Raw genomic sequence first — 26262 nt, 5'->3', positions numbered from 1 at the left:
AACTAGAAAATACGACTCCAAGGGATACGGCTCAAAATCAATACCAAAGCCGCTAATGTGAAAATCAACGCATTTTTATGCTTCGCAGCATCCGCAATTGCCTTCTTGTTTTTGGCATTATTTACAGTCGCCAAAACCACCGCGATGATGTTCACCGAGATGTGCTCAACGGCCAATAAACGCGTGGCAGGATCCTTCATCGCCGCGCCAAAATCATTAAGCGCACCCATTGTTATCGGGCTTAAGAAGAAATAAAGGACTAAACCGATCAGCAATTGCGTGTGCAATGAGATCATGAAGAATAAACCTGCTTTGCGGTCTGAATCCGTAAATAATGAATTATTTGACTGGCCGCGTAACGCGCGCACAATCACATTGATACCTAAAATGAACACGACTACGAATAGTGCGATGTGAACGTTTGTAACAATTGAATACATGAGATAATAAGTTTTAGTTTGTCGCAAAGATACAAAAAGCCCGCGGACCGTGACCTTTGTTACGAATAATCCTCTATTTTTCTTTACCTTTGGCCCATATTTTACCCCTAAATTATGCCAAATTCATCAGGTTTAAAGGCAGCCATTAATGCCCGTTGCCCTCAATGTCGCGAAGGCCGTTTATTCAAATTCAAATGGTGGAATATCTTCAATTTTGCCCAAATGGAGGATACATGTTCGGAATGCGGCATGCGTTACGAGGTAGAACCCGGATTTTTCTACGGCGCCATGTACATTTCCTATGCATTTACAGTAGGTATCATGCTGATTGGAGGTCTCGTTATTTATAATTTTTTTAACGACCCAGATGCGATGGGTTACGTGATACCAATTACGCTGATTTCACTGGCTTTGGTTCCGGCGAACTTCCGTGTTTCCCGAGTGATTTTTATACATTTGTTTTCAGGCGTCACCTACCGTCCTAATAAATGAAAATACTCGATTGGTACATTTTGAAAAAATTCTTGAAGACCTATGTCTTCGCGGTTTTTCTTATTGTATTGATCGTGATGGTCATCGATTACACCGAAAAAATCGATGATTTCATTCGAAAAGAGGCTCCATTTCGAGCCATTATCTTCGATTACTATTTGAACTTTATTCCGTATTGGGCGAATTACATTAGTCCGCTCATGGTGTTTATTGCGACTGTTTTTTTCACGGCGGGGATGGCCTCAAAAACCGAAATTATCGCAATTTTAAGCTCTGGAATTAGCTTTCCGCGCTTGATGCGTCCGTACATTATCGGATCTTCCATCATCGCCTTAGGTACCTTCGTGATGATCGGTTGGATCGTCCCAAATGCCAACAAAATCCGCGTTCCGTTCGAACACGAGTACATTAACGGTACGTATTATTTTGACAAACGCGATGTGCACATTAAAATTGGGCCCGATGTGTACGCCTACATTGAGAGTTACGACAATAATTCAAATACAGGCTATCGGTTTAGTTTGGAGCGCATTGCCGACAATGAGATCAAGCAAAAATTAATGTCGGACCGCATCACCTGGGATTCCGTCGCCAAAAAATGGTCCATACACGATTACCGCATTCGTACCCTTTCCGGTAGTGGGAACGCGCTCGTTTACGGTACCAAAATCGACACCACACTCAATTTATTACCCAAAGATTTTCAGAATAAACACTTATTGCACGAGACATTTACGTTGCCAGAGCTGAACCGACATATCGATTTGGTTCGGTCGCGGGGTGCGGATGGGATTGAAGTGTTTTTGATCGAGAAATACTTACGGTTTGCGAACCCGTTTTCGGTGATTATTTTGACGATTATCGGTTTCTTGGTTTCTGCGCGGAAGGCGCGTGGTGGCGTGGGATTTCAGATTGCGCTGGGTTTCTCTTTGGCATTCGTTTATATCTTGTTTTTCATGATGAGTAAAGGGATTGCGGAAGGGGGCGGCATGCCACCGATGCTTGCCGTATGGCTCCCGAATCTGGTGTTTTCCGCGGTGGGTGTGGGTTTATATTACACGATTCCGAGGTAAATGAAACAAGCACCCCAACTTCTTGATTATTTTAAAATTCACTTTATCGTTATCCTGTACGCGTTCACGGCGATTTTAGGCAATGCGACGCATGCGAATGCGCTGACGATTGTGTTTTTTCGTTGTGTGATTGCGGCGGTGGGCTTAGCTGGAATTTTATATTTCTCCAAAACCTCATTTCGCGTTAAGCGTGATGTCTGGAGGGTGTGGCTGCTAAATGGGGTGTTTATTTCCGCACATTGGCTGTTATTTTTCGGCGCTGCCAAAGTCTCCACCGTCGCCATGTGTCTCGCAGGGCTTTCCACCCAGACTTTTTGGACTTCCATTTTGGAGCCTATTGCTAAAAAACAAAAGATCGCTTGGATCGAGGTGTTGCTAGGGTTGATTGTGGTTGTCGCTTTAGCGATTATTTTTTCTTTTCAACCCGGCCAATGGCTCGGATTGGTGATGGGTATCGGATCTGGTTTTTTCGGAGCGCTGTTTTCGGTGATTAATGGAAATTACACGCACTCGCATGATCCTAAATTAATTACGGTTTACGAGATGGCTGCGGCGGGTGCCATGACAGGGTTGGTTTGGATGTATGGATTAAGTTCGGGGGCTATGGGTTTTGTGCCACTGGGACTGGATTGGCTCTGGATAGGCATTTTAGCGGTTGTTTGCACGGTGTATGCGTACACGGAAACGATTCATTTGTATAAGGTTTTTAGTGTTTTTTCGATTAATCTGGTGATTACGTTGGAGCCCGTGTACGGCATCTTGCTCGCCGTCTTCATTTTTGGCCAAAAAGAAATCATGCACCCCGGTTTCTATTGGGGTACAGGTTTATTGGTTTTAACGGTCATGGCCCACCCTTTTCTCAAGAAAAAATAATCAGTTTCCGGGTCAATAACCCATAGGAAAAATCCTCCCTACCCCTTAGCTTTGCCAAACCTTGGAGGATTGGCAAAGCTAGCTGATCGCTTCGGAAACTAGACCTATGAAAAAATACAATATTGCCATCGTTGGCTTGGGATTTGGGGCGGAATTTATCCCGATTTATTTGAAACATCCTTTGGCAAATATGTATGCCATCTGCCAGCGCAATGAGGATAAACTTAACTCAATCGGTGAAGCTTATGGAATCGCGACCCGCTACTCGGATTTTGAAAAATTAATCCAAGACCCGAATGTCGACGTCGTCCACATTAACTCGCCCATTCACCTACACGCCGAGCAAACACTCAAAGCACTAAACGCCGGAAAACATGTAGCCTGCACCGTTCCGATGGCAACTTCGGTTGAAGAGTGCAAAGCGATTGTTGAAGCCAGCAAACGCATGGGCAAAAAATACATGATGATGGAAACGGTCGTCTACGCCCGTGAATTTTTATACATTAAGGAACTTTACGAAAAAGGCGAGTTGGGGAAAGTTCAATTCTTGAAGGCTTCGCACCAACAAGACATGGACGGTTGGCCGGATTACTGGCCAGGTCTCCCGCCGATGCACTACGCGACACACTGCGTTGGCCCAGTTGCTGGTCTATTAAAACTCGAAGCAGAATACGTATCATGCTTTGGATCCGGAACAATCCGCGAGGAATTAATCCAACATTACAATTCGCCATTCGCCGTGGAATCCGCACACATTAAATTCCGCGATTCTGACCTAAGCGCAATGGTTTACCGTTCCTTATTTGACGTAGCCCGCCAATACCGCGAAAGTTTCGAAGTATACGGTTCCCAAAAATCAGTTGAATGGCCTTTAATCGAAGGTGAAGAATTAGTCATTCATACGGCCAAAAAACCAGAGCCCGAAATCCCAAGCAAAGTACCTACGCCCGATTTCGCGCATTACTTACCAGAAGAAATCCAACGATTCACCACAAAAGGCGTGTACGACGAAGATGAAAATACGCACCTTTCCTTTACGCAAGGTGGTGGCCACGGTGGTTCACACCCACATCTTGTCAATGAATTTTTACAAGCCCTAGCCGCTGATCGCGACCCGTTCCCGAACGCACCGCAGTCGGCGAACTGGACATCCGTGGGTATTTTAGCCCACGAATCTGCCCTACAAGGTGGAAAAATTATTGAAATTCCTAAATTCTAAGCCATGCGTTTATACCTAATTGCCTGCCTTTTACTGACCCAATTAACGTTGCAAGCCCAAACCGCTCGCCGCCTCGAACTCCTATTTTTAGGTGACAAAGGCCACCACAAACCCTTCGATCGCTACCCAGCATTGCAGTCGGCAGTGGGCATAAAAGGCATGAACGTCACCTACACGGAATCCATCAAAGACTTGAATACGGCGTATTTGAACAAATTTGACGCATTAGTCATTTTCGCAAACCACGATTCGATCGCAGCGCCACAAGAAAAAGCGTTACTTGCCTACGTTGCAGGCGGCCACGGACTTGTCGCAATCCACTGCGCTTCATTCAACTTCCGAAATTCGAAGGAATTTGTGAAGATGGTGGGCGGGCAGTTTTGGCGCCATGGCATGGATTCAATTCGCGTGAAAAATGTGGCGAACACGCAGGTAAACATCAAAACGGTCGACGAAACGTATTTGCATAGTCAATTGCAGGCCGACAATGTTATTTGGCAAAATCGAATTTTAGGACCTGAGCAAGCCAAAGATAAACCGGGCGCAACCACGGAACCATATACCTGGACACGCACGTACGGAAAAGGGAACGTGTTTTACACGGCCTATGGCCACGACGAGCGCACATGGGAGACTGAAGGATTTCAAGATCTAGTGACGCAAGGAATTTTGCATGCGGTGGGCGCTGAAAAACGGGCGATTTTGGCTGCATTGAAGCTTCCTGAATTGAAATATCGCGAGGCTCGTTTGCCTAATTACGAAAAACGCAAGGGCCCTCAAATGCAACAATTGCCCTTGACACCCGAAGAATCTGTGAAGTTTATTCAGGTTCCTGTCGACTTTAATTTGCAAGTTTTCGCATCTGAACCGAACGTGATGCACCCGATTGCCATGGCTTGGGATGCGAAAGGCCGACTATACGTTTTGATCACCAAAGACTACCCGAACGAGCGTAAAGAGTCCGGCGGTAGCGATTATATCCTCCTTTGCGAAGACACAAATAACGACGGAAAAGCGGATAAATTTACCAAATGGGCAGATGGTTTGAGTATCCCAACGGGTATGGTGTTCGCCAATGGCGGTTTGATTATTTCGCAAGCTCCGCACATGGTTTTCTTAAAGGATACCGATGGTGACGACAAAGCGGATGAGAAAAAAATATTGTTCACGGGCTTTGGCACGGGAGATACACATGCGGGCCCATCGAATTTACATTATGGTTTCGACAACTGGATTTGGGGTGCCGTGGGTTATTCTGGATACAAAGGGAAAGTGGGTGCTGATTCACTGCAATTCGCCCAGGCATTTTTCCGTTTCAAACCCGATGGTTCTAAAATGGAACACATGACTACGACGTCAAACAATACCTGGGGTTTTGATTTCAATGAGGAAGGTGATGTGTTTGGGTCGACGGCCAACAATGCGCATGGTTGGTACATGGCGATTCCGCACCGGAATATATGGCGTGCGCCGATGTCCTTAAACGGTTCGAAAAATACGGATACGCACAAAGACATGCGGACGATTACGAAAAAGGTGCGCCAAGTGGACGTATTTGGTGGATATACAGCCGCAGCAGGTCATAATTTTTACACGGCGCGTTCATTTCCGAAGAAATATTGGAATCAAATTGCCTTCGTTTCAGAGCCAACTGGCCACGTGATTCATCAAAACAATCAAGTCAAAACAGGTTCCGATTTCAACGACAAAGAAGCCTTTAATTTCTTAGCCGGAGCAGATGAGTGGGTATCACCCGTATTTGCGCAAGTTGGCCCGGACGGCGCCGTTTGGGTGGCCGACTGGTATTCCTATATCATTCAGCACAACCCGGTTCCGCAAGGATTTAAGAATGGAATGGGAAATGCATATGACACAGATTTACGTGATTTTACGCATGGTCGTATTTACCGCGTGGGGTATAACCAAGCGCCTGTCTACGTGCCTGTAGATTTAAGTACTTCAGAGAATTGCATCAATGCATTATCGAATTCGAATTTATTTTGGCGCTTAACGGCTCAACGATTATTGGTGGAGCGCGGCAATAAAGACGTGGTTCCTGCCTTAATTAAGCTAGTCCAAACAGCCAAAACAGACGAGATTGGCTTAGCACCGGGTGCGATTCATGCACTAAGAACATTAGAAGGTTTGGGTGCCTTGCCGCTTTCAGTTGTCACAAACGCATTTAAACACCCAAGTGCAGCAGTTCGCAAACAAGCGGTTCAGGTATTGCCTCGGACAGAAACAGGCGCAAAAGCGATTTTGACAAATGGTTTATTGAATGATAAAGACTCTTTGGTGGTATTGAACAGCATTTTGGCCTTGATCGAAATGCCTACGAGTCCGGCCGTGGAAAAAGCGATGGTACAAAAAATCGCACAATCTCAAACGTCAACGGACCGTTGGATCCCAGACGCGCTAACCGCCTGGATGATGTCGGCAAATCAATCACGCATCAAATCTTTCATCACTTCAGAAGGTGCAAAAGCATCCGCAGTTGTCGCTGAAAAATTAGCGAAAGACTTGAAAAATCCTTCGGTAGAAGGCACGCAAGTTGGGCTTGATTTAGTCGTGGAAGAGGTCCAGGTTAAAAGTGGAACCTTCCGTTTGCGTGAAAGTTCTCCCTTTGTAATTCGGGTAAAAAACCGGGGAGACAAGGCAATCACCAAAGGTACTCCGGTTCCATTAACCGTTAAAATTGAGGGCATGGGCACACGAATTGATCTGGAATCGTACACATTTGTGGATGGTGTCGCGCCGGGAGAAACAGTATCGATTGTAAAAAACAACAACGGTCCATGGGTCGGCAATTTAGGTTGGACCGCAGAATCTGCTGGTAATTATGTGATGGAAATTAACCTCGATACCAAAGCGGTTTTGGGTGAATCAAATCGGGCGAATAATACGTACCGACAAGCCATTACGGTCAATGCCAATACGTCGTTGAATGCCTATATGATGGAAAAAATCTTCCGTGCCGGGGCTGTTAGTTGGACTGCCAATGAGGTCATGGATCACCTTACTTTGATTCAAAATAAATCGGGTGTTGCCATGGGTGCGGCGATTAAAGGCGCGGCGGGAACTTGGAATGCCAAGCGGGTAGCTGATCTGAGTGACAATTCGAAGTCGGCATTTATCCAATTAGGTGCCAACTTACAGCCGCAGCAAATCGATGCGTGGGAGCGTTTGGCTAGCTCTTGGAAAGTAGAAATTCCGACGCTTGCAACGAAGGGCGTGGTGATTCGTCGGGTCATCCAAACGATCAAAGAGGAAATGAAATATAGCCCGGCTGAATTCACGGTACCAGCGGGTGCGACGGTGGAATTGATATTCGAAAATGTGGATGCGATGCAGCACAACTGGGTGTTGGGTGCATTGGGAAGTCAAGAAAAAATTGGTTTAGCCGCTGACAAAATGATCACAGCAGCGGATGGCGTAGCGAAAAATTACATCCCGTCGATGCCAGAAATTTTGGCATATACACCGCTAGTTGATTCGGATGGCCGTGCGAAAATCGTTTTCAAAGCACCGACTGTGCCGGGTAGTTATCCATTCTTGTGTACGTTCCCGGGGCACTGGCGGATCATGAATGGGGTGATGAAAGTAGAGAACTAGACTTTAGACATTAGACGTCAGACGTTAGACATTGGTAAGCGCTAACGACTGGCGACTGATGACTGATCACTGAATACTGCGACTTCGGACTATTTGCCTGCGGACTGATCTTTAACTACTGAATAACTAGGTAATAATTCGATTGCCACATTTTTTGGGCATTGGCATCTGCTAAGTAGAATCGATATTTACCTGGAGGCATATTGGCAACTTGAAATTTATAACTCACAACTACCTCGCTAAACCATGCCAAATGAGGGTAGTTGGTGAAAACCCGATACTGCCCCTCCGTAGGATGTGCGACCCCTTTTTCGTTTACGAGTACGCCATAATATTCATGTCGAAGTAACGGAGATTCGTCAATTTGTAGATGAAACACCCCATTTTTTTGCCCCGTGATATCAAATTTTTCACCTTCTTTTTGGGTAGGCCACGTGCTTAGCGCGAGTAATTTTTTAAGGTAATTGGGCGGGAAATACGATGATCCGGTGATTAATGCATTGATTTTAGCCGTTATGCCAAATTGCCTGTCTTCTTTAATTCCAAATCCCAGGCCATAGTGGTTGGTGGTCAAATTATACAAGCCCGCAACGCGTTGTTCATACCAAGCCTTAACGCGCGGCTGGTAGGAGATGATTGACACGGTCCAAAAAATAATGGCAAAAGCCAACGTACTATATAGGTAGACCTTGGTTGGTTTTAACAAAAGCCAAAGTAAATAAAGCAAGGTAATGGCGAGGAGCGAGAATATCTTATGGTTACCAATAAGGAAAGAAAACAAGCCGTTTTGGGTACGTAAGATGCTCAGCATGGCCACATTGCATAGGCAGTAAATGAATGCCAAAACTAAAAATAGGTAAATATCGGCTGCACTGCGCGTAGGTTTGTCTAATGTATGAATGGGTTGCTTATAAAATGGAATCATATAGCGCTGAAAACCGAACCAGAGCCCTACAATAATACTAATGAAAACTACAATTCCCGCCCAAAATGTAATGATGAGTCGGAACGGATAACTATCCCCCTCCCAAAAATCAATGAAGCTTCCTAGTAAAATAAAGAACGCCTGAGGGGACTCTAAGGGGTACGCAAAAAAGTATGTGAGCCCTTGAGCGATCAAATTGGAGGCTGGATTTTTAATAAAAAACAGACTCATAAAAATACCACTTCCTAAGACCCAAAACCCCAGTGCTTTCCAATCACGTTTCAAAACAAAAACAAAAGATGCGATTAACATAAAAAGTAGACCGTCGGAATTGGATAAGCACGCCAGAAAAATGGCTAAAATACCCATGATAGTCCCTGATCGCTTCCCTTTGACCAAATAGTAGATTCCTATAAGTCCAAAACCAATCACCAAATTGCGCTGAAAAGTCAGGATAAACCAGAAGATCGCTGATGAACATTGCAAGTTCAAAAACAAGAAAGGAATAGGTAAAAAGAAGTAAATCTTCTTGGAATTTGGGGCAGGAATAACCTTCCAAAAGAGGTGAAAAAGTGGGATTAAATACAGATATGTTAGAATGGATAACCATTTAAAATTAATCACTCCCCCAAAAACTGAAAGTAAAAGCACACAAATTTTCAATATGACAATCCGGTGTTCATTATTTGGAAACCACACCATCTGAAACCGTTGCTGCCAATCGGGCGATAAATTCCAATTATGTAAAAGGAGTACCGCCTCGATATCGTCTAGCCAGAATATGTTTGGCGTAAATCCATATAACATTGCAAAAAACAATCCGATTGGAAGCAGGGCAACTGCGTATGGAAATGCTTTAGAACGAGTGAGTGACATGCGGTTTTTGTGGAATGACAAAATTACGTTATAACGGCTAGATATGAAAATATAATTATCTAGAGGTGAGAGGTAAGAAGTGAGAAGTAAGAGAAGAGAGGGACTGATGACTGGCGACTAGTTACTGACTACTGCGACTTCGGACTATTTGCCTTCGGACTGTCGACTAGTGACTAGCGACTTGCGACTATCTTTCGTACCTTTGCCGCATGAAATTTGACATTGAGACATTTGACCCAAACTCGAAGGCGAGAGCGGGGAAACTACATACGGATCATGGGGTCATTGAGACGCCCATTTTTATGCCGGTGGGAACTGCGGGGACCGTCAAAGCAGTCCATATTTCAGAATTACATGACCCAATTCAAGCTCAAATCATCCTCGGAAATACCTACCATTTATACCTGCGTCCAGGATTAGATATCATTGAACAGGCAGGTGGCCTACATAAATTTAACGGTTGGGACAAGCCTATTTTGACCGATTCAGGTGGTTATCAAGTCTATTCTTTGGCTGGTACAGGCCGAAAAATCAAGGATGAAGGTGTCAAATTTAAGTCGCATGTGGACGGAAGCTCGCACTTTTTCAGTCCGGAGGGTGTGATGGATATCCAACGGACCATTGGCGCGGATATCATCATGGCATTTGACGAATGTACACCTTATCCGTGTACCTACGAATACGCGCGCAATTCCATGAACATGACGCATCGGTGGCTGGATCGTTGCATCACACGTTTCAACGAGACCGAGCCAAAGTACGGCTATGAGCAAACGCTTTTTCCGATCGTTCAAGGAAGTGTATACTCAGATTTACGAAAAATTTCAGCAGAATATATTGCGTCAAAAGGCGCTTTTGGCAATGCTATTGGAGGATTATCGGTGGGGGAACCGATTGAAGATATGTACCAAATGGCCGATGAGGTTACGGATATTTTACCTAAAGACAAGCCCCGCTATTTGATGGGTGTGGGTACGCCGGCGAATATCTTGGAGGGAATTGCGTTGGGCATTGACATGTTTGATTGCGTGATGCCCACGCGCAATGCACGCAATGGAATGATATTTACGAGTCAGGGTACGATTAATATCCGCAATGAAAAGTGGAAAAATGACTTTTCGGTGATTGATCCGCAATTTGCTGATGGACTACATGGGCAGTATACGAAAGCCTACTTGCGGCATTTAATTCGCTGCGAGGAGATGCTTGGATCGATGATTGCGAGTGTTTGCAACCTGAGATTCTACCTTTGGATGGTGGGTGAAGCCCGCAAGGAGATTCAGGCAGGCACGTTTACGGCGTGGAAAAACCGCGTGGTTCCGCAATTCAGCCAGCGCCTATAATCACGGAATAGGCAATACCTTACTTTCTTTAAAGCTAGACAAAATGACCATCGTGGATGTTGCCGCAACCTCCTCGATTTCGTTGATTTTCTCCAACATTAATTTTTGGTACGTCGATATATCCTTTGAAATAATCTTCAACATAAAATCTCCAGAACCGGTCACGTGGTGACATTCAATCACTTCCGGAATCAGGTTGATTTGTTGGACAAATGACTCCGTCACTTGCTTTTTATGTCCTGTGAGGGTTACTGTTACAAAGGTGCTTACGCCTAGGCCAACTTTATCTCTATCTACTTGAGCATGATAACTTTGAATGATTCCGAGCGACTCCAATTTCTTAACCCGCTCCAGGGTAGGTGCCGGTGAAAGGCCTACTTCCTTGGATAATTGGGCGTTCGTAATTTTCGCATTTTGCTGTAAAATCTCCAATAATTTATGGTCGATTTGGTCAAGTTTGTTGATGCTCATTTGTTGGTTTTAAAAGACAAAACTAAAGATTTTTTGAGGATTTTTTCGCTTCTCCCTTGCATAAATAACTTTAAGGTTCTACTTTTGTACCCACAAAACGCGAAAGTAGCTCAGCTGGTAGAGCGCGACCTTGCCAAGGTCGAGGTCGCGGGTTCGAACCCCGTCTTTCGCTCAAAACGAGAAGGCACCTCTGGGTGCTTTTAAGTTTTACAGGGCTGCCTGGGTGGTGGAACTGGTAGACACGCAGGACTTAAAATCCTGTGAGCAGAAACGCTCGTGTGGGTTCGATTCCCATCCCAGGTACATTAATCGACGAAAACCTACTTAGGAAACTGAGTAGGTTTTTTGTTTATAGACGTTAGACGCTGGACGTTAGATGTTGGACACTAGACGCTGGACGCTAGATGTTGGACACTAGAGGTTAGACGCTGGACGTTAGATGTTGGACACTAGACGCTGGACGCTAGACTCTGAACATTAGACGATGAGTGAGAGGCTAAATATCAAACGTCCAGCGTCCAGAGTCCAGCGTCTAATGTTTATTTGCAAGTCCCCCTCACAATTGTTAGTTTGCGGTATAATTAACAAACCAAATGAGAACTCTTTTATTTTTCCTCCTGAGCATTGCCAGTGCATCAGCCCAAATCCTCTCTCCGATTCAGAAATCTCATCCGCAAATGGATGATAAACGTTTGGCCTTAATCGATTCAACCATGAACGAATATGTAGCCAAAGGGTGGTTAGCCGGCGCTGGAACACTCATCGTCAAGGACAATGCAGTGGTTTACTACAAGGGACATGGCTATTCAGATGTAGCAAATAAAAAACCGATGCCTGCGGATGCCATTTACCGCATTATGAGCCAAACGAAGGCCATCACGAGCTTTGGCATCATGCAATTATTCGAACAAGGACTTTTGCGTTTAGATCAGCCCGTTTCTGATTTTATCCCCGAATTCGAAAATCAAACCGTCTTAAAAGATTTCAATTCCGCGGATTCCAGCTACACGACCGAACCCGCCAAACGTAAAATCACGATTCGCGATTTATTGACGCACCGCTCCGGCATCGATTATCCCGCCATTGGATCCGACAAAATGAAAGCCATTTACGCGAAAGCCGGCATTCCTTCTGGTTTAGGAAATATTAACTCACAATTGCTAGACAAAATGAAGGCCTTGGGGAGATTGCCGCTTGTGCACCAGCCGGGTGAAAAATTCACCTATGGACTAAATTCAGATTTATTGGGTTGCCTAATTGAAGTCATCTCTGGGAAGACATTGGAAGAATATTTCAATACCCAAATCTTCGAGCCGCTCGGCATGAAGGATACGTATTTTACAGTTCCATTAGAAAAAGCCGCACGCATGCCGAAGGTGTATACGGAAGATGCCAACAAGCAAGTTATTCCGTGGGCGCCAACGTTCCGCAACCTGGATCCAAATTATCCGCTTTTCCCAAAAGAATATTTTTCCGGTGGTGCGGGACTTTCGTCAACGGCGTTTGATTATGCGATTTTTCTACAAATGTTGCTAAATGGCGGTGTTTACAACGGAAAGCAATTGTTAGGACGCAGAACGGTTGAAGTTATGCTCAGCCCGCAATATGAAATCACGAATACCGAAAAAGATTTATTTAGCCTCGGATTTTCACTAACATCCAAAAGGTCCTCTTTCTTGGGCATGCGCTCCGAGGGATCGTTTAGTTGGGGCGGATACTACGGAACGACCTACTGGGCAGATCCAAAGGAGAAAATGATTGTACTCATCATGACGCAGCAAAGTCCAAATTCACATAGCGAAATAACTCCGAAAATCGAAAATATCATTTACGGTAGTTTGAAAAAATAAGGCTTGGCGACTGCCAGCCTGCGCGCGGGGAAACGCTGCCGGGGTCTTCAACCCCGGCAGCGTAGTCGCAGCGCCAAAGCCCTAACGATTTCCAACTTACATTTCGTATTTTTGTAACTGATAATCTGACGCATGCAAAAAATAGTCATCACCATTTGTTCCATTAACTACCTCGCGCAGGCGAAAACACTTGGTGATTCCCTCCTCAAGCACAATCCAGATTATCAGTTTTTGATCGGGCTCGTGGACCGCTTAGACCAATCGGCCATCGAAAAAAGCCAATTGCCCAACTACCCATTAATCGAACTACATACCATCGGGATTGAAGATTTGGACCAGATGTGTGCTAAATACAACATCACCGAACTGAATACTGCGGTCAAGCCATTCTTCCTCGAATATGTCTACACGACGTACTCAGAGGCGGAAATAGTGCATTATTTTGATCCAGACATCATTGTCTATCAACCTTTGACCATCATCGAGGACGCCCTTAAGACAACTAGTTTATTCCTAACGCCACACATCACAAGTCCATATCCGGACGAAAATAGACCGCAAGAACGCGACCACTTGAATACAGGAATTTTTAACCTAGGTTATTTAGGAACGCGCCGTACCGAAAATACAGCAAAATTTTTGACGTGGTGGAAAGATCGACTGCGTGACCATTGTTACATTGACCTAGCGAATGGCATGTTCGTGGACCAAATCTGGGCCAATTTTGCGCCCGTATTTTACGATGATGTGTATGTAAGCAGACACCTTGGCCTGAATATGGCCTATTGGAATTTACATGAACGTACGATTACAAACGACCAAGAACCTTACGAAATTAACGGAAATACACCGCTAATCTTTTTCCATTTCTCTGGATACTCCCCTGAAAATCCGAGTGAAATTTCGAAATACCAGAACCGCTATACCTTCCAAGAAAAAGGCGATGTGGCCTCCTTATTCGATTTTTATGCACAAGCCCTTATAAAAAATGGGCACCATGAATACAAAAAATTCCCGTGCTTTTACATCAAACCAGAAGTCCTAGCTCCGCGAAAACGCTTTCTGCGCGTACGTAAATACGCCAGCATGCCATTCCGCTGGCTTGTTAATTTCATTGATTCTGTGAACGTTTGATTTGAATTTCCAATCATTTTTATTAGAATTGATAAAGTAAGAGGTTTTGTTCTAAAGATTTATGCTTTTATATTTTGCAATAACCGTATTGTTCCTTTCCATCATTCTCCTGATTTACAATTGGAATGAAAACAAAACGGCTATTTACCTAGGCGGTTTCCTTTTCTTAGTTGCCTGGTACGCGGTAACCCATTATTACACTTCAATTGCAAAAGATCCATTTTGGTTCGCCATTTTTTACGGAAACTTTGCCTTTTTAAACCTTGCGGCTGGCCCTTTAATTTATTTTTATGTACGGGGGACGATCCAAGATACCGCTCAGTTACTCCCAAAAGATGCCCTGCATTTTATCCCGTTTGGGTTGAATTTTGTCGGCCTCTTGCCTCATATTCTTTCGCCGTTTTCGGACAAATTAGTGCTTGCTAAAAATATTATTGCAGATTTTAGCACATTGCCAACGTATCAAATCGACCAAATTGTTCCGATACAAGTGAATTTTATGATGAGACAGCTACTGCTTTTGGGATATTCCACTTATTCACTTTACAGCTTATACCAATTTAAGCAGCGCCAAACTCAGCCGCAATCTTCTCCTCAATACCGCATTACATTCCGCTGGCTATTTGCCTTTCTATTCATCACTCTTTTTTCAACTACCTGCTACCTTTATTTTACCGTTGGCTTCTTCTTCGATCAACCCACTAACGCATTAATAAGATTGAACTGGGCAACCTATGTCATGACGTTTACACTTTTTACAATATGCATATTCCTACTCATCTTCCCCCAAATTTTATACGGACTTCCTCATTTCAATACCAAATCAAATGAGGCGCTAGAAATCACACTCGATTCTGATCTAGAGGAAAGATTTATCGATCTGGGCGAACAAATAAAAACATATATTGTTGAAGAAAAGCCCTATTTAAATCCGGAGTTTTCTTTGACTGATTTAGCCCAAAAACTAGACGTCCCTCAGCATCACATCTCCTATTGTTTTCGATTTATATTCAAACAAGGCTTCCCTAAAATGCGATCTGAGTACCGCATTGCATATGCCAAAAAGCTTCTCGAAAATCCAGAAAATGACTACTTAAGTTATGAAGGAATCGGCCTAGAATCTGGATTTAGCGCCCGCTCGCGTTTCTATGCAGCCTTTCAGGAAATCGAAGGTTGCTCACCTGGCGAGTACCGCGAAAAAATCCAATCACTATAAAATCGCAAATTCCACCCGACGATTTTGACTACGACCCTCTTCTGTTTCATTGGAAACCTTCGGCTTCTTCGACCCATATCCCTTTGACTGAATACGCGTTTGTGCAACGCCGGCGGCCAATAAATACGCTTGAACTGCATCAGCACGTGCTTGCGATAAACGATCATTAATTAAATCCGTACCCGTATTATCCGTGTGCCCACTAATTTCAATGCGAAGACTCGGATTATCTTGCATCACCTGCACCATCCGCTTCAATTCTGGATCAGATTCTGGCGTCAAGGTCGCCTTGTTCAACTCGAAAAACAAGTTATTTATGGTCATGCTTGACCCTTTAGCAATCGGAACCATCGTCAAATCACGATCATCTAATTCCAAATAACGTCCCCGCATTTGGCTTAAATCCAAGTGCAAGGAACTCGGCAAAAATCCCTCTGCCTTCGCCGTAATGCCATAATTGATCCCGTAAGGCAAGACCAATTTATACTGCCCCGTAGATGGATCAGGCGTGGCTTGGCCAATAATCTTACCCGTTTTTAAGTCCTCATAGGCGACAGATGCTCCGCCAGGCACCGTCCCCGTCGCATTCAAAATTTTACCGGAAAGTAAGACTACGGCCGACGAGGTCTCCGATGACGCAATGCGCGGACTCGACTTCACATCCTGTTGGATGATCGGCTCCTCTTTCGCCACCGCAGCAACGACCGGCTCCGGCTCCACCGCAATCCGAAAAATATCCTTCTTTCCCGTTTCAGTAGATGATAAAAAATAAGCAAAATCACCTTTGGCAGATAACGTATAGTAAGCATCGTACGCTGGCGTATTCACCGGCGGTCCGATATTCACCGGCTTTCTCCACGATGTCCAGCCCTGGCCCAAGCGCTTCGCCATGTAGATATCATGACTACCCTGTCCGCCCGGTCGGTCCGAAGAAAAATACATCGTCATCCCATCAGCAGCCAAAAAAGGCGTCGTTTCGGAGTATTCGGAGTTAATGGCATCCGATAATTTTTCGGGTTTGGTCCATCCAGTCGCTTGTAAAAAACTCACATAAATATCGTCGCGGTCACTTTTCTTCTTCTCCGAAAAAGCGAGCAAAAGCGTCTTCCCGTCCATCGACAAATAGGCGTACTCATTGAGTCCTTTACTCATCCGCTCGTAATTGGGAATATTGATTTTCTCGGGAATGGACCAACCGCTAATCTGTTTCTTCGCTAAAGAAAATCCACGCGTTTCATAGGTTCCATTGACATACGAACCTTTCAACAAGATGGTTTGGCCATCAGGCGAAATAGATAAAATGGTATTGTATTGATCGCGATTCAGCACATCAGGCATGCGTCGCGCCGTGGACCATGCTTCCCCTACGCGTTCGCTATACCAAATATCCTGCGAACCCGCCACCGTCTCCGAACCTTGCGTTCCGTACTTATTGGCCGGATGATTCTTCCTGCCAAAAAACAAGGTATTCCCATCTGGCGCCATCACCGGGTTTAATTCCGCGTAGTCACTATTAATCGCAGAACCCAAATTCTCCGGTTTTTGCTGCGCGAAAATCGTGCTCGCACTCACTAAAATCACACAAATTATCCGCGATAAATCCATTTCTTTTCCATTTTTGCTGGCTCATAAGCCATCATCCAGTCGATCAACACATCTGGATCTTGCTCCACCTGCAAAGCTTCTAAATTAGGCACTTTTAAAAATCCTTCATCCACCATGTGCTGCATTTGAGCCAATAAATGATCGTAATAGCCATTGGTATTCAGGATGGAAATTGGCATTTGGTGTAAGTCTAATTGCTTCCAGGTCAACATCTCAAAGAGTTCGTCCAACGTCCCAAATCCACCTGGCAATGCGATTACCCCATCCGCGCGATTCGCCATAAATTGCTTGCGCGCATGCATAGATTCCGTGACAAAACACTCTTGAATCCCGGTATGCTTGACTTCCCACGGTTCCATAAACGAGGGAATCACCCCAACACAATGACCGCCAATTTTTAAATATTCATCCGCCAGAACCCCCATAATACCAACACTCCCTGCACCAAAAATCAACTCGCAATCATAGCGTTTCAACGCATGTACGAGGCGCTTCGCTTCCTGCTCATAAATCGCATTATGCCCCTTTGATGACCCACAATACACTAAAATCTTCTTAAACATGCACTAATTGTTTAATCGCTTCCGAGAAGCGTTTGTATGTAAACGTAAAACCAAGCTCGTTTTGTATTTTTTGAGACGAAACAAAATTTCCGCCCGTCACCAAACAAGCCATTTCTCCTAATATCAGTCGTAACATGAAGGCCGGAGCATGCGGCCGCCAAACAGGTCGGTGCAACGCCCCCGCAATCTCCCGAGTCATCGCCGCATGCGTCAATGGTTCCGGTGCGACCGCATTATAAACGCCCTGAGCGCGTTCGTCCGTCAGCGCCTGCGCAAACATCCGGACTAAATCATCCCGATGAATCCACGACTGACCTTGGTCTCCGGTACCTAATATAAAGCCTGCAAACAGACGAATCGGTTGGGCCAATACCGGAAATATTCCCCCATCACGCTCCATGACCAAGCCGATGCGTAATTTCACCACACGTAAATCCTTGATTTCGTCCACGGCATCTTCCCATGCCCGTGTGCATTCTGCTAAAAAATCTGTACCCGAATCGGTGGTTTCCACGCATGTTTTTTGGCCTGAATCCGCACCATAATACCCAATTGCCGAAGCTGAAACTAAGGTATGCACCTGATGTTTTTCGGTTCGCAACGCGTGCGCTAAAAGTCGAGTCGAATCTACGCGCGACGAAATTAATTCTTTTTTACGCGCGGATGACCAGCGCTTATCCGCAATTCCTGCGCCGGCCAAATGCACAATGGCATCAATCCCATCTAAAACGTGCGGGTCCATCATTTGATTCACGACATCCCAACCCGAATTCCGCGAAAGTATCCGCACTTCGTGGCCGGCATTTACCAAGTATTTTTGCAGTGCCTGCCCGATAAACCCGGTTCCTCCCGTGATGAGAACGTGCATTAATTTCCTTTTTTGATGGCCTGGTAAATGACTTCGTTGATGCCTGTCCGAATATTCGCATCGGAAATCCGGCTGTTATTTCGCGTTGGATATACCCGGTTGGATAGAAATACATACACAATGTCGTGCGCGGGATCTACCCACGTATATGTTCCCGTAAATCCTGAGTGACCGAAACTCTCTTGGCTAGCAGATTCCGCAGCTGAAATACCCGGCTTTTTACGATCCGGCTTATCAAAACCAATCCCGCGGCGGGCGTTTTCCTCCATCGAGAATGGATACGAAGTCCATTGCTTAACTGTCTTTTCATCAAGAAATTGCCTGCCGCCATAATAGCCTTTTTGCAAATACATTTGCATCAATTTTGCGAGGTCATTTGCATTACCAAACAGACCTGCGTGGCCACTAATCCCGTCTAAAAGCGCGGCGCCTTCATCGTGAACTTTGCCATGGATCAAGGTTTTGCGGAAGAGGGAATCGTATTCGGTGGGCACGATGCGCGCCAACGGGAAATGTTTCTCTGCCTGGTAAACGAGCGTTTTCGCGCCCAGCGGTTTGTAAAAAGTATCCGACAAATAATTCGTCCACGTTTTTCCTGTCATGCGCGTGGAGATTTGCGGCAATAAATAATACGATAAATCCGAATAAACATATTCCTTCTTATCTCGCAAGGCTGAATTTTTGATCGCCTCCGCAATCATAGCTCCCGTGCTGCGATGTGCCCAAAGATTAGGCGCTACTTGGGTTGGATATTCTTCCGAAGCCGCATAAGAAAGCGTGCGTGGTTTCCAGCGGGTCACCTCGTTTTTCAGATCAACACACGTATCCCACATCACTTTTTGATTTTGTTTGATGCGCTTTAAGCGTTCCGCGGCATTCGATTTCAACACATATTTATTCACAAAAGCATCTGCATCGAACTGCTTGCGGTATTTTTTACTATGTAAAATCATGTTCGTGCTATCCACGTAATCTTGCCAAAACGGAATCCATGCCCGCAAGCGTGCTTGGTGCGTCAAAATATCCAGGTATTTTAAGTCACTTTTGTTGCTCGTTTCAAAACCCGGAATCAAACTTCCCATCGTAGTTTGCACAGAGAATTTCCCTTCATCTTGCCACTTCATCAAAGCTAGCACTGAAGTTGAAATTTTCGTAATCGATGCCAAATCGAAAATATCACTGGTCTTCATCGGCTCTTTTGTTTCGTAAATTTGCGTACCAAACGCTTTGTGGTAAATCACTTTCCCTTCTTTGGCAATCAGTACAACGGCACCTGGAGCACCTTTGATATCGATGGCTTTTTGTGCCAACGAGTCAACTTTTCGGTATAGAAATTGGCTCGAAATACCCACCGCTTCCGGAATAACTTGATACTGCAACCTGCCTAATGAAGGCGTCATGACGCCCATCCCAGCCGGATACTCAGCAGATGCGCTCACTGGCAATTTCCCTTCTGCCGAAATCCCACCAAAAATCGCCATCGCCGCGGCTTCTTGTTGGGCAATTCCATCCTGATACATTAAAACGAGTCCGGCCGTCTTGTTTAAATTCTCAAATGACTTGAAGGTAAAGGGATTCGCAAAATGGGTATAAATGGCTTTTTCAGTAGCAAAGCGGCTGACCAACGATTGAATCTTTGGTTTAATCGCGTAATTATTGACTGGGCGATAGGAGATACCATGCAAACCCACGAGCACAACGTCCACATTTTTAAGTGCGTTTTCAACATGCGTAATGGTGCTATCTACCGAATTTTCGTCGAGGTAGTAGTGGTCCATTTCCATGTAGTTTTGGGCCATTTTTTGGAATTCGGTTGGGAAAACGGATCCGTAATTCGCTTTACCGATCGCCAGGGTGGCAATCTTCAAACTGTCTAATTGGCGAATTGGGATCAGGCCTTTCGGGTTTTTCAACACGGTCACTGTTTTTTCAGCTAGGGTACGTTTCAGAATCTCAGCGTTGATTGGATTCAGGTCTTCAATCAACTGCTTGATTTCGGTGGGTTGATATTGATCAAGGCCAGCCCACGCTTTGGCATTTAATATTCTACGGACACGCACGTCTAATTCCGCTTCCGTAATTTCGCCGTCGGTGAGTGCTTTTTTTATCGCATTAAACGCGGCAGGAACATCCACAAACGTTTCGAGGATGTCGTTGCCGGCTAGAAAAGCTTTGACATTTGCTTGTCCTTCTGGGAACATTTTGGTGGCGCCTTTCATGTCCATGGCGTCTGTGAAGACAAGGCCTTGGAATTTCAATTGGTCTCTGAGCAATCCGGTGACAATCGGTTTGGACATCGTAGACGCCAGATTCGTGGTGGTATCGAGGGACGGAATACTTAGATGGCCCACCATTACACCTTGCAAACCTTTGTCGATGAGCTCTGCATAGGGAAATAATTCCAGGCTATCGAGGCGCGCGCGGTTGTGCGTCAAAACCGGAATGTCGTAATGGGAATCGACGCCGGTATCACCGTGCCCGGGAAAATGTTTCGCCGACGTAATTATGCCACCTTTTTGAAGGCCTCGCATGTAGGCTAATGATTTTTGGGTGACTTGATTTCTATTTTCACCAAAAGACCGGAAGTTGATGACCGGATTATTCGGATTATTATTCACATCCACCACGGGCGCATAATTGATGTGCACGCCTATCCGTTTACACTGTTGGGCTATCTGAAAACCCATTTTCTCGATCAATGCATCATTACCTTGCATCGCCCCGAGTGTCATTTGGTAGGGATAGCGAACCGTCGAATCGAGGCGCATATTTAAGCCCCATTCAAGGTCCATGCCGATGAAAAGGGGCACTTTAGACATGGCCTGAAGTTTATTGACCAGTCTGGCTTGGGTCGTTGGGTATCCGGCAAAAAGTACGAAACCGCCCACGTGGTAGTTGCGGATAATGTCGAAAAGACGCGTTGTATCGTAGATGGGATTGGAATTTCCGCGGGGCATGAGCACTTGTCCAATTTTCTGGTCGACACTTAGTGAGGCCATGACGGAGTCTACCCATTTGGATTTGGTATGGGGGAAGAGGTCTTTTTGGCTTAAAGCGGGTAGCGAAAATAGTAGAAAAAGGCAGGCTAATACGGCAAAAAATCGTCTCATAGGTGTTGATTAGTCTGTGAAAATACGGAATGTTTGGGATTTTTTTCGCCGAATTTTCGCAAGCGAGAAAGGAATTGTATTTTTGAAGCTTAATTAGATGAACGTATGAGAAAAAAAATTGTTGCTGGAAACTGGAAAATGAATAAAACGGCTGTTGAAGCATTCGTTTTAGCTACTGAGGTAGCTCAATTAGTGAAGTCGGATGTTCCGGCGGACGTACAAGTGATTATGGCGACGCCGGCCTTGTATTTAACGGGTGTTTCTCAGGTGGTTGAGGGCATGTCAAATTTAGCGGTTGCGGCACAAAACTGTCACGAGAAAGATTCTGGGGCTTATACAGGTGAGATTTCGGCGGTACAATTAGCATCAGCTGCGATTCCATATGTGTTGATTGGTCACTCGGAGCGTCGTGAATATTTTGCGGAATCAAATGAGCAGTTGGCGTTGAAGGTAGACGCAGCTTTAGCCAACGGTATCACACCGATTTTCTGTTGTGGTGAGAGTTTAACGTTACGTGAGGGCGGTAATTTCTTAGCCTTTGTGGCGGATCAATTAACGGCAAGTTTGTTCCATTTATCTGCTGAGGAGTTCGGGAAAGTGGTTATTGCTTATGAACCTATTTGGGCGATTGGAACGGGTTTGACGGCTTCGGCTGGGCAGGCACAAGAGATGCATGCACATTTACGTGTACATATTGCTGCCAAATACGGCGCAACGGTCGCAGATGATTGTTCTATTTTATATGGTGGATCTTGTAATGCGAAGAATGCACAAGAGATTTTCGCGGGTCCGGATGTGGATGGCGGGTTGATCGGCGGTGCGTCATTGATCGCGGCGGATTTCATTACGATCGCAAAATCGTTTTAATCGGGTAAACGCTGCCGGGGTCGTAGACCCCGGCAGCGTTACGCTCCGAACGTTTTTACAGGGTAAAAATTACATCAGTATGTTGATAATCGCATTTGACGCCGACGATACCTTATGGGTAAATGAACCTTATTTTCGCGAGAGTGAGGAGGAATTTGCTGCGTTGTTTGAGGACTTTTTGCCCATGCATCAGACGCAACAGGAGCTTTTTAAAACGGAAATGGACAACCTGGCCCTGTATGGGTATGGTGTGAAGGGATTTATGCTATCGATGGTTGAAACGGCGCTTCGTATTACCAGCGGAACACTTTCAGCTGAAGGAACTGATCGAATTTTGAATATCGGCAAACGCTTGTTGGCTCGCGAAAATGAGCTATTAAAAGGCGTAGAGGAAGTTTTGTCAACACTTTCCTCCAAATATCGCTTGGTCGTAGCGACGAAAGGGGACTTATTAGATCAGGAGCGAAAACTGCGCAGATCAGGTTTAGAAAAATACTTTCACCATATTGAAATCATGTCGGATAAGAAGTCGGCAGATTACTTAAAACTGATCAAACACCTCGATATTGCCCCAAATCAGTTCATGATGGTGGGTAATTCATTAAAATCAGATATCATTCCTGTATTGGAAATCGGCGGTCATGGCGTGCATGTGCCTTTTCATACCACGTGGGAACATGAGGTGGTGAGTCATCCGGTGGTGCATCCAAAGTTTCGGGAGGTAGGCCAACTGGCTGATATTCTAGAATTCTTATAAGATAAAAATCACAACTTTAGCAAATGGGCTAGGCAGTTTATCAACAAACTGGCCAGTTACACACCAAAAATAGGCCCTATGGCCTGTAATGAAGGAAAAATTATGCGTTTCGCGCGGGAGTTTGACTTTCGAAAAAGTGGGACCGGGAAGTGACGCTGCCGGGGTCTGCGACCCCGGCAGCGTCTACCCGCCGACAACGATCAAAAAAAAGATTAATTGTCCAACAAACTGATATTAAACACCTTCCGCAACAACTTCCTTTACTTCAGAAATCATGCGCGTCATTAAGGTTTCGATACCGGCTTTTAACGTCATTTGGGAAGAGGGACATCCAGAACAAGAGCCCTGCAATAATACTTTCACCTGGCCAGAAGCCTCATCGAATGAGTGAAAGGAAATAGCACCACCATCAGATTCAACAGCGGGGCGTACATATTCTTCTAAAACTTGCTTGATTTTACCGATAATCTCGGTATCCGAAACACCCTCTTCGTTGATCACCGCATCTGGCAATACAAAAACAGGACGTTTTTCGGCAAAATACTGCTTCAAATACTGCTTTATCCCAAACAACTCATCCTCCCAAGCAGCGCTTTCCGTCTTCGTTAACGTAATAAAATTAGTTGTTATAAATACCCGACTTACAAACTCAAATCCGAATAAAGCTACAGCCAATGGAGAATTCTTCTCTTTTGTTAACCCGTCGGCAGGTTGCGTATAGTCGAATGACATACCCTCAGGCAACAATTCCACATTGAAAACGAATTTCATGGAATGCGGATTGGGCGTAGACTCAGTATATATATGAATTTGACCAGTAAGCATAAAACTAATTTATGAAAGCTAAACCACTAATTTAGGCACAAAGTTTTCGAAAAATAAAAAACCTGGCATGAAAATACCAGGTTTCTTAAAAAATCTAGAAAAAACTACTCAGCAGCAGCTTCTTTTTTCTTAGCAGGAGCTTTTTTCGCTTTTGGCGCAGCTTCTACAACTACTTCAGCAACAGCGACTTCCACAGCCGGAGCTGCTTTTTTCGCTGACGCTTTTTTCGCTACCGGTGCCACAGGTGCCGCCGCTGCCACAGATGGCAAAACGTGCACGAATGAACGACCTTTAAATCCTTTTTTGAATGCAACTACACCGTCCGCTAAAGCAAATAATGTGTGATCTTTTCCAAGACCTACATTTTCACCTGGGTTGTGCGCTGTACCTCTTTGACGTACAATAATATTACCAGCGATTACAGCCTGGCCTCCAAATAACTTAACGCCTAGACGTTTACTATGTGATTCGCGCCCGTTTTTCGACGATCCGGCGCCTTTCTTATGTGCCATGTTTTTTTATTTTATGCGTATAAAACGCTAATGTTCAATTATTTAACAGAAATACCTTCGATTAACACTTGTGTCAAATTTTGACGGTGTCCATTCATTTTTTGGTAAGACTTTCTACGTTTCTTTTTGAAGACCAAAACCTTTTCACCACGAACATGGGCTAAGATTTTAGCTTGAACAGTCGCACCAGCCACGGTGGGTGCTCCTACGGAAATCTTTCCGTCATTGTCAACAAGTAATACCTTGTCGATAACCAGTGCAGCGCCTTCCGCTCCCGCCAAACGGTGGGTGTATACGGTACGGTCTTTTTCTACTTTAAATTGCTGCCCGGCAATTTCTACGATTGCGTACATTTTAGATGTATTTAAGTGAAACAAACCCACGAGGCCAGGTCGTTACCTTTACAAAGCCTTTTAAATGGGGTCGCAAATATAAAAAGTATTTAGAACAAAGGCAAACCCTAGTCGTAAATAAATTCTCCGTACGTACTTTTTATTGTTAATTTCTTAACTGTAGCCGACTCGACACGTCCTACAATCTGAGCCGGAATGCCAAATGACTTCGAAATCTGAATGATCTCCTCCGCAAATTCAGGCGCCACATAAATCTCCATCCGGTGACCCATATTAAACACCTTATACATTTCCTGGAAGCTGGTGCCACTCTCTTTTTGAATCAAATCAAACAGGGGTGGAATCGGAAATAAATTGTCCTTAATTACATGAACCTCCTCCACAAAGTGCATCACCTTCGTCTGTGCCCCACCTGAACAATGCACCATTCCGTGAATCTGTGCCCGCATAGCACCCAAAATGGCCTTAATAACCGGCGCATAGGTACGCGTTGGCGACAAAATTAATTGGCCTACATTTAAAGGCGTCCCCGGTACCGCTTCCGTCAAAGAACGGGATCCCGAATACACTAAATCGGAAGGAACCGATGGATCAAAACTCTCCGGATATTTTCCAGCTAGATAATTCCCCAACACGTCATGGCGCGCTGAAGTCAAGCCATTGCTGCCCATACCGCCATTATAGGTTTTTTCATAGGTAGCTTGACCATCCGAAGCCAAACCCACAATCACATCGCCCGCCCGAATGTTGCCATTCGAAATCACATCCGAACGCTTCATCCGACCAATCACCGTACTATCAACAATAATTGTACGGACCAAATCCCCCACATCCGCCGTTTCGCCACCGGTACTATATATGCCTAGACCATTCTCCCGCAACATCTCCAACACCTCTTCGGTCCCGTTGATAATCTCCGCAATCACTTCGCCTGGAATCAAATTTTTATTCCGACCAATCGTACTCGAAAGCAACATTTGGTCCGTCGCCCCCACACAAATCAAATCATCCGTATTCATCACAACCGCATCTTGTGCAATCCCTTTCCACACCGAAATGTCACCCGTTTCTTTCCAATATAAATAGGCCAAAGAGGACTTCGTTCCCGCTCCATCTGCATGCATGATGTTGCAAAAATCCGCATCTCCACCCAAAATATCCGGTGAAATCTTGCAAAAAGCCTGCGGAAATAAGCCCTTATCTAGCTTGGCAATGGCCTTATGAACATCTTCTTTAGAAGCCGAAACTCCCCGTTGCATGTAGCGATCGGTTGACATA

At 45.0% G+C, this 26262-nt stretch carries 22 protein-coding genes and 2 tRNA genes; 13 read left to right on the top strand and 11 right to left on the bottom strand.

Annotated features, from left to right (window positions below; genetic code table 11):
- Positions 1 to 2: 2 nt before the first annotated feature.
- Complete coding sequence (locus tag AC1W6K_RS02585) at positions 3 to 440, bottom strand: hypothetical protein (RefSeq protein WP_481946324.1); 438 nt, start codon at positions 438 to 440, stop codon at positions 3 to 5.
- A gap of 114 nt (positions 441 to 554) precedes the next feature.
- Here AC1W6K_RS02585 and AC1W6K_RS02580 point away from each other — a divergent pair, with 114 nt between their 5' ends.
- The 5 genes from AC1W6K_RS02580 (at position 555) to AC1W6K_RS02560 (ending at position 7709) form a co-directional block, all read left to right on the top strand.
- Entirely contained in the window at positions 555 to 932 is a 378-nt protein-coding gene (locus AC1W6K_RS02580; RefSeq protein WP_481946323.1) for a DUF983 domain-containing protein, read from the top strand.
- On the top strand, positions 929 to 2005 hold the full coding sequence (locus AC1W6K_RS02575; RefSeq protein ID WP_481946322.1) for an LptF/LptG family permease: 1077 nt from the start codon (positions 929 to 931) through the stop codon (positions 2003 to 2005). Before AC1W6K_RS02580 ends, AC1W6K_RS02575 begins: the two co-directional genes overlap by 4 nt.
- Entirely contained in the window at positions 2006 to 2878 is an 873-nt protein-coding gene (locus AC1W6K_RS02570) for a DMT family transporter (protein ID WP_481946321.1), read from the top strand.
- Between the two features lie 106 nt (positions 2879 to 2984).
- Positions 2985 to 4097 carry a Gfo/Idh/MocA family protein gene (locus tag AC1W6K_RS02565; protein WP_481946320.1) on the top strand — a complete coding sequence of 371 codons (1113 nt, stop codon included), beginning with the start codon at positions 2985 to 2987 and terminating at the stop codon, positions 4095 to 4097.
- Positions 4098 to 4100: 3 nt separating this feature from the next.
- Positions 4101 to 7709, top strand: coding sequence for a PVC-type heme-binding CxxCH protein (locus AC1W6K_RS02560; RefSeq protein ID WP_481946319.1), 3609 nt, complete (start codon positions 4101 to 4103; stop codon positions 7707 to 7709).
- Between the two features lie 115 nt (positions 7710 to 7824).
- Here AC1W6K_RS02560 and AC1W6K_RS02555 read toward each other — a convergent pair whose 3' ends face one another.
- Positions 7825 to 9510, bottom strand: coding sequence for a hypothetical protein (locus AC1W6K_RS02555; RefSeq protein ID WP_481946318.1), 1686 nt, complete (start codon positions 9508 to 9510; stop codon positions 7825 to 7827).
- Between the two features lie 209 nt (positions 9511 to 9719).
- On the opposite strand from AC1W6K_RS02555, the gene tgt reads away from it, so the two are divergent.
- A complete protein-coding gene (tgt, locus tag AC1W6K_RS02550) occupies positions 9720 to 10853 on the top strand; it encodes a tRNA guanosine(34) transglycosylase Tgt (protein ID WP_481946317.1) in 1134 nt (377 codons plus the stop codon).
- Here the strand turns inward: tgt and AC1W6K_RS02545 are convergent, their stop codons facing one another.
- A complete protein-coding gene (locus AC1W6K_RS02545) occupies positions 10854 to 11324 on the bottom strand; it encodes an Lrp/AsnC family transcriptional regulator (RefSeq protein ID WP_377983256.1) in 471 nt (156 codons plus the stop codon). It abuts the gene before it with no gap.
- A gap of 99 nt (positions 11325 to 11423) precedes the next feature.
- On the opposite strand from AC1W6K_RS02545, the gene AC1W6K_RS02540 reads away from it, so the two are divergent.
- The 5 genes from AC1W6K_RS02540 (at position 11424) to AC1W6K_RS02520 (ending at position 15524) form a co-directional block, all read left to right on the top strand.
- Positions 11424 to 11496 (top strand) — tRNA-Gly (locus AC1W6K_RS02540).
- Positions 11497 to 11541: 45 nt separating this feature from the next.
- Positions 11542 to 11627: transfer RNA gene (locus AC1W6K_RS02535), tRNA-Leu, on the top strand.
- Between the two features lie 290 nt (positions 11628 to 11917).
- Positions 11918 to 13174: a serine hydrolase domain-containing protein gene (locus tag AC1W6K_RS02530; protein WP_481946316.1), complete on the top strand. Its 1257-nt coding sequence runs from the start codon at positions 11918 to 11920 to the stop codon at positions 13172 to 13174.
- Positions 13175 to 13306: 132 nt separating this feature from the next.
- A complete protein-coding gene (locus AC1W6K_RS02525) occupies positions 13307 to 14308 on the top strand; it encodes a glycosyl transferase (RefSeq protein WP_481946315.1) in 1002 nt (333 codons plus the stop codon).
- Between the two features lie 61 nt (positions 14309 to 14369).
- On the top strand, positions 14370 to 15524 hold the full coding sequence (locus AC1W6K_RS02520; RefSeq protein ID WP_481946314.1) for an AraC family transcriptional regulator: 1155 nt from the start codon (positions 14370 to 14372) through the stop codon (positions 15522 to 15524).
- Here the strand turns inward: AC1W6K_RS02520 and AC1W6K_RS02515 are convergent.
- The 4 genes from AC1W6K_RS02515 to AC1W6K_RS02500 are packed head-to-tail and all read right to left on the bottom strand — an operon-like array spanning position 15519 to position 21670.
- The gene (locus AC1W6K_RS02515) at positions 15519 to 17129 is read right to left on the bottom strand and encodes an OmpA family protein (protein WP_481946313.1); all 1611 of its coding nucleotides are present in this window, start codon (positions 17127 to 17129) and stop codon (positions 15519 to 15521) included. The two genes, AC1W6K_RS02520 and AC1W6K_RS02515, sit on opposite strands and share 6 nt — an antisense overlap.
- The gene (locus AC1W6K_RS02510) at positions 17111 to 17692 is read right to left on the bottom strand and encodes an LOG family protein (protein ID WP_481946312.1); all 582 of its coding nucleotides are present in this window, start codon (positions 17690 to 17692) and stop codon (positions 17111 to 17113) included. Before AC1W6K_RS02510 ends, AC1W6K_RS02515 begins: the two co-directional genes overlap by 19 nt.
- Positions 17685 to 18560, bottom strand: coding sequence for a TIGR01777 family oxidoreductase (locus tag AC1W6K_RS02505; protein WP_481946311.1), 876 nt, complete (start codon positions 18558 to 18560; stop codon positions 17685 to 17687). The genes AC1W6K_RS02510 and AC1W6K_RS02505 overlap by 8 nt, the downstream gene beginning before the upstream one ends.
- On the bottom strand, positions 18560 to 21670 hold the full coding sequence (locus AC1W6K_RS02500) for a serine hydrolase domain-containing protein (protein ID WP_481946310.1): 3111 nt from the start codon (positions 21668 to 21670) through the stop codon (positions 18560 to 18562). Before AC1W6K_RS02500 ends, AC1W6K_RS02505 begins: the two co-directional genes overlap by 1 nt.
- A gap of 105 nt (positions 21671 to 21775) precedes the next feature.
- Here AC1W6K_RS02500 and tpiA point away from each other — a divergent pair, with 105 nt between their 5' ends.
- Both tpiA and AC1W6K_RS02490 read left to right on the top strand, forming a co-directional pair.
- Positions 21776 to 22537, top strand: a complete 762-nt coding sequence (gene tpiA / locus AC1W6K_RS02495; protein ID WP_481721490.1) for a triose-phosphate isomerase — start codon at positions 21776 to 21778, stop codon at positions 22535 to 22537.
- Positions 22538 to 22616: 79 nt separating this feature from the next.
- Positions 22617 to 23294 (top strand): HAD family hydrolase, encoded by a 678-nt coding sequence (locus tag AC1W6K_RS02490; RefSeq protein ID WP_481721488.1) that lies wholly within the window; start codon positions 22617 to 22619, stop codon positions 23292 to 23294.
- A 234-nt stretch (positions 23295 to 23528) separates the two neighbouring features.
- Here AC1W6K_RS02490 and AC1W6K_RS02485 read toward each other — a convergent pair whose 3' ends face one another.
- From AC1W6K_RS02485 to AC1W6K_RS02470, 4 genes are all read right to left on the bottom strand, one after another.
- Positions 23529 to 24128 (bottom strand): NifU family protein, encoded by a 600-nt coding sequence (locus AC1W6K_RS02485; protein WP_481946376.1) that lies wholly within the window; start codon positions 24126 to 24128, stop codon positions 23529 to 23531.
- A gap of 95 nt (positions 24129 to 24223) precedes the next feature.
- On the bottom strand, positions 24224 to 24631 hold the full coding sequence (rpmA, locus tag AC1W6K_RS02480) for a 50S ribosomal protein L27 (RefSeq protein ID WP_481946309.1): 408 nt from the start codon (positions 24629 to 24631) through the stop codon (positions 24224 to 24226).
- 38 nt (positions 24632 to 24669) lie between these two features.
- Positions 24670 to 24984, bottom strand: coding sequence for a 50S ribosomal protein L21 (gene rplU / locus AC1W6K_RS02475; RefSeq protein WP_395785081.1), 315 nt, complete (start codon positions 24982 to 24984; stop codon positions 24670 to 24672).
- A 107-nt stretch (positions 24985 to 25091) separates the two neighbouring features.
- Entirely contained in the window at positions 25092 to 26261 is a 1170-nt protein-coding gene (locus AC1W6K_RS02470; protein ID WP_481721484.1) for an AIR synthase related protein, read from the bottom strand.
- Position 26262 lies beyond the last annotated feature (1 nt).

This window comes from Aquirufa sp., assembly GCF_964796385.1.
Note: the sequence above shows the minus strand (reverse complement) of the source record. Positions and strands in the feature narration are given on the sequence as shown.

Bases quoted from the DNA above. Each gene is read 5' to 3' on its own strand.
- AC1W6K_RS02470 (WP_481721484.1), bottom strand. From the start codon at position 26,261: ATGTCAACCGATCGCTACATGCAACGGGGAGTTTCGGCTTCTAAAGAA.
- tgt (WP_481946317.1), top strand. From the start codon at position 9,720: ATGAAATTTGACATTGAGACATTTGACCCAAACTCGAAGGCGAGAGCG.
- tpiA (WP_481721490.1), top strand. From the start codon at position 21,776: ATGAGAAAAAAAATTGTTGCTGGAAACTGGAAAATGAATAAAACGGCT.
- AC1W6K_RS02490 (WP_481721488.1), top strand. From the start codon at position 22,617: ATGTTGATAATCGCATTTGACGCCGACGATACCTTATGGGTAAATGAA.
- AC1W6K_RS02500 (WP_481946310.1), bottom strand. From the start codon at position 21,670: ATGAGACGATTTTTTGCCGTATTAGCCTGCCTTTTTCTACTATTTTCG.
- AC1W6K_RS02505 (WP_481946311.1), bottom strand. From the start codon at position 18,560: ATGCACGTTCTCATCACGGGAGGAACCGGGTTTATCGGGCAGGCACTG.
- AC1W6K_RS02520 (WP_481946314.1), top strand. From the start codon at position 14,370: ATGCTTTTATATTTTGCAATAACCGTATTGTTCCTTTCCATCATTCTC.
- AC1W6K_RS02570 (WP_481946321.1), top strand. From the start codon at position 2,006: ATGAAACAAGCACCCCAACTTCTTGATTATTTTAAAATTCACTTTATC.
- AC1W6K_RS02575 (WP_481946322.1), top strand. From the start codon at position 929: ATGAAAATACTCGATTGGTACATTTTGAAAAAATTCTTGAAGACCTAT.
- AC1W6K_RS02525 (WP_481946315.1), top strand. From the start codon at position 13,307: ATGCAAAAAATAGTCATCACCATTTGTTCCATTAACTACCTCGCGCAG.
- AC1W6K_RS02580 (WP_481946323.1), top strand. From the start codon at position 555: ATGCCAAATTCATCAGGTTTAAAGGCAGCCATTAATGCCCGTTGCCCT.
- rpmA (WP_481946309.1), bottom strand. From the start codon at position 24,631: ATGGCACATAAGAAAGGCGCCGGATCGTCGAAAAACGGGCGCGAATCA.
- AC1W6K_RS02585 (WP_481946324.1), bottom strand. From the start codon at position 440: ATGTATTCAATTGTTACAAACGTTCACATCGCACTATTCGTAGTCGTG.
- AC1W6K_RS02565 (WP_481946320.1), top strand. From the start codon at position 2,985: ATGAAAAAATACAATATTGCCATCGTTGGCTTGGGATTTGGGGCGGAA.
- AC1W6K_RS02545 (WP_377983256.1), bottom strand. From the start codon at position 11,324: ATGAGCATCAACAAACTTGACCAAATCGACCATAAATTATTGGAGATT.
- rplU (WP_395785081.1), bottom strand. From the start codon at position 24,984: ATGTACGCAATCGTAGAAATTGCCGGGCAGCAATTTAAAGTAGAAAAA.
- AC1W6K_RS02530 (WP_481946316.1), top strand. From the start codon at position 11,918: ATGAGAACTCTTTTATTTTTCCTCCTGAGCATTGCCAGTGCATCAGCC.
- AC1W6K_RS02560 (WP_481946319.1), top strand. From the start codon at position 4,101: ATGCGTTTATACCTAATTGCCTGCCTTTTACTGACCCAATTAACGTTG.
- AC1W6K_RS02510 (WP_481946312.1), bottom strand. From the start codon at position 17,692: ATGTTTAAGAAGATTTTAGTGTATTGTGGGTCATCAAAGGGGCATAAT.
- AC1W6K_RS02555 (WP_481946318.1), bottom strand. From the start codon at position 9,510: ATGTCACTCACTCGTTCTAAAGCATTTCCATACGCAGTTGCCCTGCTT.
- AC1W6K_RS02515 (WP_481946313.1), bottom strand. From the start codon at position 17,129: ATGGATTTATCGCGGATAATTTGTGTGATTTTAGTGAGTGCGAGCACG.